Origin of the sequence: Rothia sp. (in: high G+C Gram-positive bacteria) (assembly GCF_015265375.1) — a bacterium.
In the GTDB taxonomy this organism is placed as follows: Bacteria; Actinomycetota; Actinomycetes; order Actinomycetales; family Micrococcaceae; genus Rothia.
Genome location: NZ_JABZXW010000005.1, coordinates 24,216 through 37,913, shown reverse-complemented (window position 1 = coordinate 37,913; position 13,698 = coordinate 24,216). Strand labels below are relative to the sequence as shown.

Below are 13,698 nucleotides of genomic sequence, written 5' to 3'. Positions count from 1 at the left end.
GGAAAGGTTGCTTTCGGTGAGTTCAGGACAGCGTGGTTTGAACGAGCCCGTGAACGGGTCCCTGAGCAAGTCTCTGACCGGGCTTGCGGGCGCTCTCAAGAGCGCCGGCGGGTCTTTGGGTGAGGTTCTGATGCCGCGTACCTGCCCGTGTTGTGCGGTGCCGGTTGCCTATGGTGCAGGTTCGCCGCTGTGTGAGGCGTGTCTGCCGCAGCTGCATTCGGCGTTGGCTCGTGTGGAACAAGTACAGGTTCTGCAGCCTCTGTCTTCTGGCGACTGCGCTACTGGCGGAGGTGCCCCTGAAGTGCGTGCGGCATCCCGTTATGAGGGGATCATGCCGCGTGCGCTGCTGGCGTTGAAGAACGCCGGTCGTACTGATTTGCTGCCCCTGCTGGGCGAGGGCTTGGCGCGTAGCGTGTATGAGCTTCTGCGCACTCACCGGGAGGAGCTTCAGGCTGAACCCGGTTCTTCTGAGCCTGTTGAGGTTCTGCTGGTCCCGGCACCGTCGTCTGCGCAGAGTGTGCGCCGCCGCGGCTATGCGCCGGCGAATCTTTTGGTGCAGGAGGCGGTGCGTCAGCTCAACCGGCGTTTGCCCGCCTCGGTGCGGGTGCGCGCTGTGGACGTTATCGGGTACGCTCCTCGCACGCGGCGGGGGAGCGGCGCCTCCATTATTTCTGATGCGATTTCCGGTGCGCAGAACGAGCAGAAGGGCCTGGGCGCTGTGGGTCGTGCCGAGCGGATGCACGGTGCCTTGCGCGTCATGGAACCTGCCCTGTGCGCGGGTCGGGTGAGCATTATCTGTGATGACGTGGTGACGACCGGTGCGACTGCCTCCGAGATGGTGCGCGTGCTGCAGGAGGCGGGTTCGCGGGTGCTGGGTGTGTGCGCTGTGGCGGCGGTACCGAAAAAAGCTCAGACATAGCGTTTCCTGTAGTTAGTTGCAAGAGATACACGATGTTTAGCTGTTAAAGTTCACAGACCGACGAATAGCTATTATTTGGGCTAAATATTTGTCATATCTAGTGATATAAACCATGTTTCGTACTAAAATAAATACAAGGGAACGGCATTGGAGTCGAACCCCCGTACCGGGTCCAACCGGACGCGGTATAAGCCCCCAACCTGGAGGGAATGATCGTGGAAGTCAACATCTACGGCCGCAATATCAAGGTCACCGAACGCCTGGAAGAATACGTGAACGACAAGGTTCAGAAGTTCGCGCAGCTCGGCGATAACGTGAAGGACATCGACGTCAAGTTCAGCAAGGACGGTCACCTGGGTGGCGAGTCCATCCGCGTTGAGATTACCGTTGTTGGTACCGGCCCTGTCCTCCGTTCCGAAGCCCAGGGTCACGACAAGTTCGCGGTCTTCGATGAAACCTACGGCAAGCTCCTGGAGCGTCTGCGCCGTGCACGTGACCGCCGCAAGCTGCACAAGCGCGGTGGCAAGCACCCCGTCTCCGTGGCGGACGCTACCGGCTCGATTCCCGTGGTTACCGAAGCAATTACCGAGATTCTGTTGCCGGATGTTCCGGTTGAAGAAGCAGCATTCGACAACAGCGAGGTCACCCTCGCCGACGAAGCCGCATCTCCCATCGAGATTCGCCACAAGAGCTTCAAGGGCGAGCGTCTGACTCCCGCAGAAGCTGTTGACCGTATGGAACTGGTCGGCCACGACTTCTACCTGTACATTGACAGCGAGACCGGCGCACCGGCTGCGGCATACCGCCGTAAGGGTTGGAGCTACGGCATCATTACTCTGGACAACGAGTAAAACTAACGTACCTGCTGACTGCTGAGACGTAAGCCCCCTGGGGCCTATAGCTCAGCAAACAGGCTCAAGACCCGGGCGGTCTGGGAATACACACCGTGTTTCTCCAGGCCCCCGGGTTTTCTTTGCCCTCCACACAACCGTTTCTTCCGCTGGATGGGTCGGCTCCGCCTCAACCGGAGGGTGAAAGATTCGAGTGTCACCAAATGTCACCTCGTGGGCGCACAGCGTAAAAAAGAGCTCGGACGGGCGAATTAGGCGGCTCTGCCATACAATATGTAGGAAGGCCTCACCGCGCGCACTTTCGCGCGCCCTTGGTGAGGGTACCGAAACAAGCAAGGAGTAGAAGCTCAGTGGCATCTTTCTTGGAGAAAATCCTCCGAACCGGCGATAAGAGGGTTCTGCGACAGCTCGAAGCGTACACTAAGGCGGTGAACTCGCTCGAGGACAGCTTCGCATCGATGACCGATGAGGAACTGCGAGCAGAGACCGACAAGTTCCGCGAGCGCGTCAAGGACGGCGAATCCCTCGATATTCTGCTGCCGGAGGCCTTCGCGGTAGTCCGTGAAGCGTCCAAGCGCACCCTGGGCAAGCGCCACTACGACGTCCAGCTGATGGGTGGCGCGGCACTGCACCTGGGCAATATTGCCGAAATGAAGACCGGTGAGGGTAAGACCCTCGTCGCGACCCTGCCCGCATACCTGAACGCCCTGAGCGGCAAGGGTGTGCACATTGTGACCGTGAACGACTACCTGGCTGAGTACCAGGCGAACCTCATGGGTCGCGTGTTCCGCTTCCTCGGTATGGAGTGCGGCGTGATTCTGTCCTCCATGGAGCCGGACGAGCGTCGTAAGCAGTACGCCGCGGACATCACCTACGGTACGAACAACGAGTTCGGCTTCGACTACCTGCGCGACAACATGGCCTGGACCGTGGAGGAGCAGGTTCAGCGTGGCCACAACTTCGCCATTATCGATGAGGTCGACTCCATTCTGATTGATGAGGCGCGTACCCCTCTGATTATTTCCGGCCCCGCCGCTGGTGAGGCAAACCGCTGGTACGCAGAGTTCGCGCGCATTGCCGCAACCCTGCTCAAGCGCGGTGAAGACTACGAAGTAGACGAGAAGAAGCGCACCGTCGGCATCCTCGAATCCGGCATTGATAAGGTGGAAGACCACCTGGGTGTGAAGAACCTCTACGAATCGAAGAACACCCCGCTCATTGGCTTCCTGAACAACTCCATCAAGGCGAAGGAGCTGTTCACCAACAACAAGGACTACGTGGTCATTGACGGCGAGGTCCTGATTGTTGACGAGCACACCGGTCGTATTCTGCCGGGCCGCCGCTACAACGACGGCATCCACCAGGCGATTGAGGCGAAGGAAGGCGTCGAAATCAAGCCTGAGAACCAGACCATGGCGACCGTGACCCTGCAGAACTACTTCCGCATGTACGACAAGCTGTCCGGCATGACCGGTACCGCGGAAACCGAAGCGGCAGAGTTCATGAACACCTACGAGCTCGGCGTGGTGCCCATCCCCACCAACAAGGGTGTGCAGCGCATCGACAACCCCGATAAGGTGTACCGCGACGAAATCGCCAAGTTCAAGGCAGTGGTCAAGGACATTAAGGAACGCCACGAAAAGGGCCAGCCGATTCTGGTGGGTACCGCAAGCGTGGAGAACTCCGAGTACCTGTCCCGCCAGCTGGCGAAGGCTGGTGTGCGCCACGAGGTGCTGAACGCGAAGAACAACGAGCGTGAGGCTGCTATTGTTGCGCAGGCGGGCCGTAAGGGTGCCGTCACCGTGGCAACCAACATGGCTGGTCGTGGTACCGACATTATGCTCGGCGGTAACCCCGAATTTGAGGCCGTCGAGAAGATGCGTGAGCTCGGCCTGGACCCGAACACCAACTCTGAGGCGTACGAGGCACGCTGGCCCGAGGTTCTGAAGGCCTGCGAAGACGCCGCTAAAGAAGAGCACGATGAAGTCACCAAGCTCGGTGGCCTGTACGTGCTCGGTACTGAGCGTCACGAGTCCCGCCGTATCGACAACCAGCTGCGCGGTCGTTCCGGCCGTCAGGGCGACCCGGGCGAGTCCCGCTTCTACCTGTCGCTGACCGACGAACTGATGCGCCTGTTCAACACCGGCATGGCAACCCGCCTCATGGCGGCAGCCCCCGAGGACTCCGCACTGGACTCCAAGATCGTCAGCCGCGCTATCGCTACCGCACAGGCAAACGTTGAGGGCCGTAACGCTGAGCAGCGTAAGAACGTGCTCAAGTATGACGACGTGCTCAACCGCCAGCGTGAAGCGATCTACAAGGACCGCGGCCGCATCCTGCACGGTGACGACCTGAAGGAACAGATTTCCGGTTTCGTGGACGAGGTGCTGACCACCATCATTGACGCCCGAGTCTCTGAAGGCCACGCCGAGGACTGGGACTTCGACGAGCTCTGGAGCGCCCTCAAGCAGGTGTACCCCATCTCCATTACCGTGGACGACCTCGCAGAGGACGCCGGCGACCGCACCAAGATCACTCGCGACCAGATCGTGAAGGAAGTCTTGGCGGACGCACACCTCATCTACGAAGAGCGTGAAAAGAGTGTCGGCGAAGAGAGCATGCGCGAAATCGAACGCCGCGTCATGCTGTCCGTCATCGGTGAGCGCTGGCCCGAGCATCTGTACGAGATGGAATACCTCAAGGAAGGTATCGGTCTGCGTGCGATGGCTCAGCGTGACCCGCTGGTCGAGTACCAGCGTGAAGGTTACGACATGTACCAGGCGATGCTCGGCGCGATCCGCGAAGAGACCGTGACCTACCTGTTCAACCTGGACCTGTCCAAGCAGCGTACCCAGGCTTCTGCCGTGCGCCTGGCTGAGCCTTCGCGCCCGAAGTTCCTGCAGTACTCCGCCCCGGATGAGGACGGCCACGAGCAGGTTCACGTGGAACGCTCGAAGGACAAGTAGCCTCAGCGTAAAAGCTGACGCACCGCAAAGCGTGAAAAGAGCATGAAGCACAACAGCGAGGGTGCGAATCCAAGACCGGATTCGCACCCTCTCTGTGTGTCTGTGTGTGTTTTGTAGAGGAGAGCGGGGGAAGCCTTAGTCTTCGTCAACCCGGCTCTGCGGCTGCTCGATGGAGGTAATCAGCCACATGCCGTGAATCAGGCGCATCTGCATGGTCACCACACGCACCCTATCCGCACAACGCAGCAACGCAACCACCTCGTAGAGCTCATCGTGCACCTTCTGCGCTCGCACCCGCAGCAGAACCGGCGGAAGAGTCAACAGCATCTCCTGGCGCACCTGGCGCGGGTTCTTCGGGAAGAACGGCAGCAGACGGTGGAAACAATCGGCAGACACCCACTGCGCCAACTGCTGACGCGAACGACGAGCCGACATAATCTCCAGGTAAGCAATCGCCACACCCGCGCAACGGCCCTCCAACTGGCGAGCTAGTGCATCCGCCGGACGCAACGGGCGGCCCTTCTTCATCACCTGCGGACGCTGCGCCGAATGCTGCTCGTAACGCGGCAGCGGCAACAGCGAGTAAACCGACGGGCTATTACGCTTCTGCACCAGAGCCATCGTGCCCTGACCCTGCTCGGGAAGCGGAGTCACCTGCTGCGGAACCACAGGCTGAGCGGACGGGCGGCTCTTCGAATACGGGCTGGTGGGCTGTGCCGGCTGATGCGGCGGGGTCCAGGGGGCGCGGGGGAGAAGGTTGGAGAAGCTCATGACGGCTCCTTTCAGTGCAGGGGTATGTGAGGTGGGTTGAGCGAACGAAAGACTGTCGGGGTGGAGAGGGGTAGCGGAAGACGCGGTGTGAGGCTAGTGAACGGGCTGCTCGGGAATCTGTAGAACCTGCCCCTCGTAGAGCAGCTCGGCGTTCTGGCCCAGGGCGTCCTTATTCGCCTCGTAAATATCGAGGGTGTAGTTGTAGATGGTGGAGGCGTCGGTGCCTTCGCCCAGCTGATCGGCGGCAATTGACCAGAGCGTATCGCCCGCCTGAACCGTGTAGGAGTAGGTGCCCGCCTCGGTGCGGGGAGGAGAGAAGAAGGGGCTGCGGTCCTGCAGAGAGCCTGCCGCCTCCGTGGGTTCAGGCGCCAGGGGAATATCGGGAACCTCAGCGGAGAGTTGCAGGGGAGCGGTGGACTGATCCGGGACGGTATCAGGCAGTGCCGCATCTGCGGCGGTGTTCGTTGAGTCCGCGGTGCTCGTTGTGCCTGCGATCATGACAGCCGAAACGGTTGTCTGCGGCATGCCCTCCGTACCGGTCAGCCCGGCGCTACTGGGTGTAGCCACCGTAGCCTGCGCGGGAGCCAGAACCGCACCCACTCCAAGAGCCGTGCCGCCGAGCGTCAGAACGATGCGGCGCATAAAGCGCGGACGGAAAATCGCCGGAACCTTTAGCACCGCGCGGTCAGCGTTGCGGCTCGAAACTTGCAGGGAACGAGCGTAGAAGAGCGCGCAGATAAAGCTGACGAACCACCACGCGGTAATGAGGATTGCCGCAGCCCCCGCGCAGAGCAGCGAAGCGTCTGTCAGCGGATGCGCCGAGGGGATACGGTGCAGGTTCACGCTCAACGCGCCCAGGACCGCCGCGGAAAGCAGGGGAGGGGCGATAAAGAGTAGCGCGTCTTGGTAGTTTGCCTTGGTGCTGGTTTCGTGACCTGCATCAGTGCCGGATGCCAGGGGCGTAACGGATGTAACGGGATGTGAAGCGAAGGCTGCGGGTGCCTGACCCGGAGTGGAAAGATGGTCCACAATGACCTCCAAACGGTGTGTTTGATGTGTTTTGGTATTGCTTCATTTATACAGGAAGTAACACCAAAAATGAAGCAAAAAGTATCAAAATACATGAAAAACATGTAATTTGGTGGAAATTGCTTCAAAAATCAAGCTTGACAACCGCCATCTGACCAGAAAATGCCCCGGTTCGTATCCGCACCCAACCTCAGGTAGGGTCATACCATGAGCATGGAAAAGTTCCTACGAGACATTGAGGCGCGCCTCGCCTCCGAACGCGCCTGGGATATGGAACAGGACGCACGCCAAGTCGCCCGCGTCCACTACTCCACCATCACCCTCGATGATCGCCTCCTAGCGCAGGTCGGCGGCCCAATCCGTATCTGCGCCACCGACATGCAAACCTACGAAGGTAAGCTTGAAATGGTCGGCGAAGAATGGGTCAGCATCGAAGCGCGCGGCGAGAACATTATCATCCCCCTGCGCGGAATGCTCTGGTGGGAAGGCGGCATCGCCCCCGGGCGCGCCGATATTCGCCCCGAACGCTACCGCATGAAAATCCAGCTTGCACTGCGCTCCCTCGCCATGGCGCGCGAACCCGTCCGCCTCTCCCTCGAGGGTGGAACCGTCAGCTACGACGGTGTCATTGAACGTGTCGGCGCAGACTTCCTTGAATTGCGCCTGCTCAACGGCGGCCAGTACCCGCGCATCTACGAACGCGACCAGTATGCGCGCGCAGCCTACGGTGCGCAGGGGGTCTACGGTCAGGCTGGTTATGGTCAGGGTGCCTCCGGCTACTCCCGCGCACCTCGCGGCGCCGGCGTGCGCACCATCCCGCTGGCTCGCGTCAGCGCGGTGATTGCCCGCATCTCACGCTAAAAAGCCCGCACCAACGCAACAAATACATACAAAAAGGTCCGCCCCTCTCCGTTGAAATCTCAACGAGAGGAGCGGACCTTTCTAAAACACTCGAGCGTTACGCCCGTGAGGTGTATGTCGAATGCTACTCAGCCTTAGCCTTTGCAGTGAGCTTGCCGGAAGCAATTGCCTCCAGAGTCTGCTCGTGGCGCTCGGTAATGTACTCTTCGAAACGAGAGCGTTCAATACGCCACTGGTTACGCCCACCAATCTGAATGGCGGGAAGTTCGCCGCTACGCACCAGAGCGCGTACCTGCGAAAGCGAAACCTGCAGCTCCTCGGCGACGTCGCTCAGAGTGAGGAAACGAGGTGCAGTCATCGAATTGGATCCTTTCCGTGAGTGAAATCCTGGGCCCCTAGCTACCGTTAGTAGCCTTTCAGATAGAGTTCGTAGTGAACATCTATTGAGTACTTTCAGTATATGCCATCACCGTGAAATTTGCCCGCAAAAAGCCTTATATGAGCTGAAAAGTTATCTAATCGCCCCTTCAAAAGGGACGAAACTCAAAAATATTTCATAAACACGACTCTTGTTGAGAGCGAGTACTAAATGAAATATGCTGTTAGGGTTAGTGCCAGAATCCAGTCAAAGCACTAACGAACACACACCACTCGCTCATCGGTCAGTTGAACAACACCCGGAATCACCGCCGGCTTCCGCACCGAAAGGCACAACCACATCATGCGCATACGACAGAACGCGACGAAGCGTTCCACCCTCACCGAGCCCCATGCCAAACGCCTCAAAAGGCCCACCGTCAAGGACTGGCGATTCATCCTCGGTGTGCTGCTCGTGCTCGTCTCCATCACCGGCGTGCAGCTCTACGTGCAGGCAAACAACAGCAAAACCGAGTACTACACCGCCAAAAGCGAGATCCGCCTCGGTGAGAAGATCACCGAAGACAAACTAGCCCGAGTCGAAGCGAACATCGACTCCGCCAAGGACAAGTACTTCACCCGCGCCGACGCCGCCCAGATGAACGGCAAAATCGCGATTCAGCGCATCCCCGCCGGCAACCTCATCAGCAAGGAATCCGTAGGCACCGAAACTTCCCCGGGCCGCCGCCTTGCAACCGTCAGCATTGACCGTGCCGCAGCCTCCGCGCTGAAGGCGGGCGAGCGTGTGGACGTGTGGACCTCCGGCCCGCGCAATCCCGACACCAAGAGCGATAACCGCACCGAAAACGGCGCCCGCGCCATCGTCACCAACGCAGAAATCGTCGCCATCACGGTCGACGAGGGCGTGCTCGGCGCCAACGGCAAGGCAACCGTGCAGCTGTGGGTCAAGGAAGAAGCCCTCACCGACCTCGTGAAGGAAAGCAACAGCGACTCCAAAATCAGCCTCATCCCCGGCACCTACGGGGAGGGCCAGTGAACATCCCCGTCATCCTCTACGGCGATGACGGCTCGCTCCTGAACCGCATCGAATCCCAGCGCGGCCGCGTCTCCGTGGCGCGCACCGTACAGGACTTCAGCGAAGCCGTCGGCATGGCGCACACCGGCATCGCCCGCGTGCTGCTCTGCGTGCACGTGCCCGCCGAAATGAGCGCCTCCACCGTGGATGCGCTCGCGGCCTCCGAAGTGCTCCTCGCCGTCATCACCCCGGACAACCTGCCCCTGCCCACGCAGGCACACCGCATCCGCCCCGAAGCTGCCCTCGAAGAGATCTTGGGCTCGCTCGAACAGGCGGTGGATGCGGCGCTCGCCCGACCCGCGGTAGGCTACGGTATTCCCGCACAGACCCCGAACCAGGCACCCGCCCCCGCGGTACATCAGCCGGAGGCCGCCTACGGTCAGGACGCTGGTTACGGCTATGATGCAGGCTACGGCTACGACAGCGGATACAGCGGTTACGGTTACGGTTACGATAACGGAGCTGCTGGCCATGGGGCGGGCGGCTACGGCTACGACCCCGCCGCGGGTACTGCTGTAAACGCCGGCGCGCCCTACGGCGCCGACTACGGAAGCTACGGAATCGACCCCGCAGCACCGGCCGCCCCGGCACCCGGTGCGCCTGAGCCGGCGGAAGCCTCCTCAACCGCTCCCAGCAACGAGGAATCCGTGCTCAGCCAGGCCGCCGCCATCGTCGACTCCTTCGCACCCGGCAGTGACTACGCGGTGCACATGCAGAACGAAAACAACGACGGCACCCTGCCGCAGCACCCTGACATCAACCAGGATCCCGCCGCGCCCTCCCGCTACCAGCCCGGCCACCGCCTCGGCAAGATTGTGACCGTCTGGGGTACTCACGGCGCGCCCGGTCGAAGCACCATCGCCTTCAACCTCGCAGCCCTCGCGGCACAGCAGGGGCAGCAGGTCTGCCTCATCGACGCAGACACCTACGCGCCCAGCCTGGATGCGCTCATGGCGCTCGAGGATACCGGCTCCGGCCTGGCGATTCTCTGCTCGGACGCCGACCGTGCCCAGCTCGACGAGAAGAAAGCGGGCGCCATCATGGAGCGTGTGCCCCTCAAGAACGGCACCTTCGACTTCTTGAGCGGCATCACCTCCTCCTCGCGTTGGCCCGAGGTTCGCGCCCGCGCCTTCGCGGAGGTGCTCGAATGGCTCAAGCACCGCTACGACCTGGTCATCTGCGATGTTGCCGCACCCATCGAGGTGGATGAGGAGCTGACCTTTGACGGCCCGGCGCCGCGCCGTAACGCCGCGACCCTCACCGCGCTCGCCTGCGCCGACCGCGTGATTGCGCTCGGTGAAGCGGACGTTATCGGGCTGCCGCGTCTGATTAACCTCGCCCGCGAGGTGCAGTCGCGCCCGGACCTGTTCGCACCCCAAACGGATGTGCAGTACTGGCTCAACCGCAGCCGCCGCGAAGCCGCCGGATTCAACCCGGAGGCGAAGATGCGCGATAACTGGGCACGCTACCTGTCGGTGTCGCTCACCGGCGTGATTCCGTACGAGCGTAAGGTCATGGACCGTCTGCGCCGCAACGGCGAAGCGCTGCTGGAGGTGGCACCCCGCCACGCGGTCGTGCAGTCCTTCGAGGCGATGCTTGAGGGCATGTACGCGGTGCGCCCCGGCGCTTAACAGCAGTCCCGGCGCGTAAATCCCTCCGCATAAATTAGCGCTTGCTAGAGGCCCGGTTTATCGGTATTCCTCCCGGAACGAGGAGCGCCGATACGCCGGGTTTTCTGCATCTTCACCCAGGGCCAAGGCAGAGACGTGGTGCGAATGTCTCACTATCCAACTGAGGGGTGCATCTCATCTCACTGCGTCATATTTACGAATAAAAGCGCGCTCCAAGAAATGCTCTGTAAACTATTCCACATATTGCCGTTTGAATGGGATTTGCGGCGAGCAAACCGTAAAATGGTTGAATCTACCCGAACTCATGGGAAGCACACAAACATATGTCTTTTGCAGAAGGAATTATGAGCGCCTGCGACTTCGGTCCTGGCGACACTGAACGCGTTCACCTCATCATGGGTGAATGGCAGGTCATCTCTGACATCGCCCAGAGTGACCTGGTTCTATGGTTCCCCACCGACTACGTTGTTGCCGACGGCAGCTCCCCGGATGCCGTATCTGGCCCCAGCGAAACCAGTACTTTCCGTGCCTTCGCGCACGTGCGCCCCTCCAACGTCCGCACCCTCTTCCACCACGACATCATTGAGCAGGAAATGGAAGACGGAATCCGCGACGAGGCATACCGCGTCTGGATTGACCAGAACATCAGCACCTACACCGACGAAGGCAGCGGCGAAGGCGTCGGTGCCCGCCCGCGCGTACACGTAACCTTCGTGCCCATTGTGCGCAACAACCGCACCATTGCGTTGCTGACCAGCCACAAGATTGCCACCCCCAACGGCTACCCCTCCATCAGCGACGAGGTCTACGAATTCGCCGCCGACACCATGCTTTCCATGGTGCACTCCGGCCTGTGGCCCGACCCCCTCGCCCAGGGAAACAACACCCAGGGCAACCCCCGCGTAATTGACGGCATTATTGTGCTCGACCGCGCCGGTCGCGTGGTCGTTGCGTCCCCGAACGCGAACTCGATGTACAACCGCATGGGGCTGAGTGGTTACCTTGAAAAGCGAAACCTCGCCGACGTCACCCGCGCCATGCTTCCTGCCGGTGAGCAGGCAGACGAAACCCTGCAGCTCGTCCTTGCCGGACGCAGCGACCTGCGCACCGAACTTGTCATTGCCCGCGCTCGCGTCACCATGCGCTCCATCCCGCTGCTGGCGCAGAGGCGTGCCCGTATTGAGCGTGAGGGTGCCGTGATTCTCTGTCGCGACGTGACCGAACTGCGCCGCCGCGAGCTGGAGCTCATGACCAAGGACGCGACCATTCGCGAGATTCACCACCGCGTGAAGAACAACCTGCAGACTGTGTCCGCTCTGCTGCGCTTGCAGTCGCGCCGCATGACCACGGACGAGGCTCGTCAGGGCCTGGAGCAGGCGATGCGCCGTGTGGCAACGATTGCGACCGTGCACGAGGCGCTCTCGCAGGGTCTGACTCAGAACGTCGACTTTGACGAGCTAATTGAGCGTCAGTTCCACCTTGCAGCTGAGTTGGCTTCGCCCGGTCAGCACGTGTCCACCAAGCTGATTGGCTCCTTCGGTTCTTTGCCGAGCCAGTTCGCCACCCCTTTGGCGCTGGTCATTAACGAGGTCGTCGCGAACGCTGTGGAGCACGGCCTGGACGGCGAGACCGGCACCGTAACCCTCGAGGGTATTCGCGGCACCAATGATGAGGGCGAGAACATCCTCACCGTCGTGATTACCGATGACGGCAAGGGCATGGGCGATAAAAAGATTGAAGAGTCCGGCCCGAACGCCTACCGCCCGGTGACCGGTAAGGAAGGCCTGGGCATGCAGATTGTGCGTACCCTGGTGGCGAGCGAGCTGAACGGCTCGATTCGCTGGGAGGCTAACGAACCGAAGGGCACCCGCGTGGTGATTACCGCGGTGCTCGTCTAAGCCCCTTCTCATAAGACATATAGAACTGCCGCCGCTTCCGATCAGGGGAGCGGCGGCAGTTTGCTGTCTAGAGAGGTTCTGGATATGGCAAAAGCGTGGTGCAGCGACATAAAGTCACTGCACCACGCTTTTGATGCCCTATTGAATACTCCGGAAGTTAGGATGCACGGCGGGCACGAGCTGCGCGACGCTTCATCGCACGACGCTCGTCTTCACTGGTGCCACCCCATACGCCGGAGTCCTGGCCGGTCTCGATGGCCCACTTCAGGCAGACGTCTACAACCTCGCAAGAGCGGCAGACAGTCTTAGCCTCTTCAATTTGCAACAGGGCAGGTCCGGTGTTTCCTACGGGGAAGAACAGCTCCGGATCCTTATCCAAACAAGCTGCACGACTACGCCAATCCACGGTGGACCTCCTTCATGATTTACGGTCTCACGCGGTGGCAAGACACATCTATTTTCCTGTGCGCGTGTCAAATACATCCGATGATGGGATGCTCACCCAGCGTTAGGGTGAAAATTGACTTATCAACTTTCGCATGTTGGAGCGGATGTGACAAGTACTTTTCTCTAAAAACTTCAGTATTACGCTGAGGCATCTATCACTTAGGCTAACCTTTGTCTAATTGAGAGGGTGGGGAATCGCATGCTGACACACATATCCTGCGTCTCGTCTCATGGGCGAGGCGCGGGCGGCTGGGTGAGTGGCGCCTCAGGCATAATATAAAGCGGTACCTACCCCTGAAATGCCGCACCGACGACGAGGCGGTGAACCCGAGGCGAACCCGAGGCAGGGGAGTACCCACCCGCTAACGCACCAGCACATCGGGCTGAGTACATCCCGGTCTGCCGCCGACACTACCCATGAGGAGCCCACCGTGCCGTCACGCCCGTTCAACGTCATCTATGCATTCGCCCTGACCGAAACCTTCGCGGCATACATCCTGATTCGCGGCATCCTCTACCCCTTTATCATCAGCGGAATGTCTACCGCCCAAGCGATTGTGGGCGGTGTGCTCCAGGCACTCATTGCCGCTGGCATGACCTACTTCGGTCTGCGTTTCTACCGCGGCCGCTTCGGATCGCGCCTGCCCATGATCCTGATTACCCTCTGCGCCCTGTGGGTCACCGCAAGTACCCTCGTTATGAACGTGAGTGCTTACGGTCTGAACATTAGCCAGTCCATCACGATTGCGGGTGTTATTGGTGCGGCGGCTGCCTTCGTCTTTGTGCTCATGCCCAGTAGCCGCCGCTATATTGAGGCGGTCACCGAAGCATCGGGCGAAGAAGCAGAGAAGTACAGCCGCCGACGCCGCTAA

12 protein-coding genes are annotated in these 13,698 nt (G+C 60.5%); 8 read left to right on the top strand and 4 right to left on the bottom strand.

The genetic code is table 11. The features are described from left to right. Window positions 1-16 precede the first annotated feature (16 nt). From HXO69_RS01620 to secA, 3 genes are all read left to right on the top strand, one after another. Complete coding sequence (locus HXO69_RS01620) at window positions 17-919, top strand: ComF family protein (RefSeq protein ID WP_296544911.1); 903 nt, start codon at window positions 17-19, stop codon at window positions 917-919. A 209-nt stretch (window positions 920-1,128) separates the two neighbouring features. Beyond that, the gene (hpf, locus tag HXO69_RS01615; RefSeq protein WP_012903212.1) at window positions 1,129-1,770 is read left to right on the top strand and encodes a ribosome hibernation-promoting factor, HPF/YfiA family; all 642 of its coding nucleotides are present in this window, start codon (window positions 1,129-1,131) and stop codon (window positions 1,768-1,770) included. Between the two features lie 350 nt (window positions 1,771-2,120). Further along, window positions 2,121-4,736, top strand: coding sequence for a preprotein translocase subunit SecA (secA, locus tag HXO69_RS01610; RefSeq protein ID WP_296544909.1), 2,616 nt, complete (start codon window positions 2,121-2,123; stop codon window positions 4,734-4,736). A 135-nt stretch (window positions 4,737-4,871) separates the two neighbouring features. On the opposite strand, the gene HXO69_RS01605 is transcribed toward secA, so the two are convergent. Beyond that, on the bottom strand, window positions 4,872-5,507 hold the full coding sequence (locus HXO69_RS01605; RefSeq protein WP_296544907.1) for an Rv3235 family protein: 636 nt from the start codon (window positions 5,505-5,507) through the stop codon (window positions 4,872-4,874). 93 nt (window positions 5,508-5,600) lie between these two features. Beyond that, window positions 5,601-6,536, bottom strand: coding sequence for a LysM peptidoglycan-binding domain-containing protein (locus HXO69_RS01600; protein ID WP_296544906.1), 936 nt, complete (start codon window positions 6,534-6,536; stop codon window positions 5,601-5,603). 207 nt (window positions 6,537-6,743) lie between these two features. Here HXO69_RS01600 and HXO69_RS01595 point away from each other — a divergent pair, with 207 nt between their 5' ends. After that, the gene (locus HXO69_RS01595) at window positions 6,744-7,397 is read left to right on the top strand and encodes a histidine kinase (protein ID WP_296544904.1); all 654 of its coding nucleotides are present in this window, start codon (window positions 6,744-6,746) and stop codon (window positions 7,395-7,397) included. A gap of 124 nt (window positions 7,398-7,521) precedes the next feature. Here HXO69_RS01595 and HXO69_RS01590 read toward each other — a convergent pair whose 3' ends face one another. Continuing rightward, window positions 7,522-7,755, bottom strand: a complete 234-nt coding sequence (locus tag HXO69_RS01590; RefSeq protein WP_044150292.1) for a helix-turn-helix domain-containing protein — start codon at window positions 7,753-7,755, stop codon at window positions 7,522-7,524. 363 nt (window positions 7,756-8,118) lie between these two features. On the opposite strand from HXO69_RS01590, the gene HXO69_RS01585 reads away from it, so the two are divergent. The 3 genes from HXO69_RS01585 (at window position 8,119) to HXO69_RS01575 (ending at window position 12,379) form a co-directional block, all read left to right on the top strand. Beyond that, window positions 8,119-8,811: an SAF domain-containing protein gene (locus HXO69_RS01585; protein WP_049356534.1), complete on the top strand. Its 693-nt coding sequence runs from the start codon at window positions 8,119-8,121 to the stop codon at window positions 8,809-8,811. Next, the gene (locus HXO69_RS01580) at window positions 8,808-10,481 is read left to right on the top strand and encodes a P-loop NTPase (RefSeq protein ID WP_296544902.1); all 1,674 of its coding nucleotides are present in this window, start codon (window positions 8,808-8,810) and stop codon (window positions 10,479-10,481) included. The genes HXO69_RS01585 and HXO69_RS01580 overlap by 4 nt, the downstream gene beginning before the upstream one ends. 323 nt (window positions 10,482-10,804) lie before the next feature. Further along, window positions 10,805-12,379 carry a sensor histidine kinase gene (locus tag HXO69_RS01575; RefSeq protein WP_296544901.1) on the top strand — a complete coding sequence of 525 codons (1,575 nt, stop codon included), beginning with the start codon at window positions 10,805-10,807 and terminating at the stop codon, window positions 12,377-12,379. A 157-nt stretch (window positions 12,380-12,536) separates the two neighbouring features. Here the strand turns inward: HXO69_RS01575 and HXO69_RS01570 are convergent, their stop codons facing one another. Further along, a complete protein-coding gene (locus tag HXO69_RS01570; RefSeq protein ID WP_005505386.1) occupies window positions 12,537-12,785 on the bottom strand; it encodes a WhiB family transcriptional regulator in 249 nt (82 codons plus the stop codon). Window positions 12,786-13,257: 472 nt separating this feature from the next. Between HXO69_RS01570 and HXO69_RS01565 the strand changes: the two genes are divergently transcribed. Further along, complete coding sequence (locus HXO69_RS01565) at window positions 13,258-13,698, top strand: alpha-N-acetylglucosamine transferase (protein ID WP_296544900.1); 441 nt, start codon at window positions 13,258-13,260, stop codon at window positions 13,696-13,698.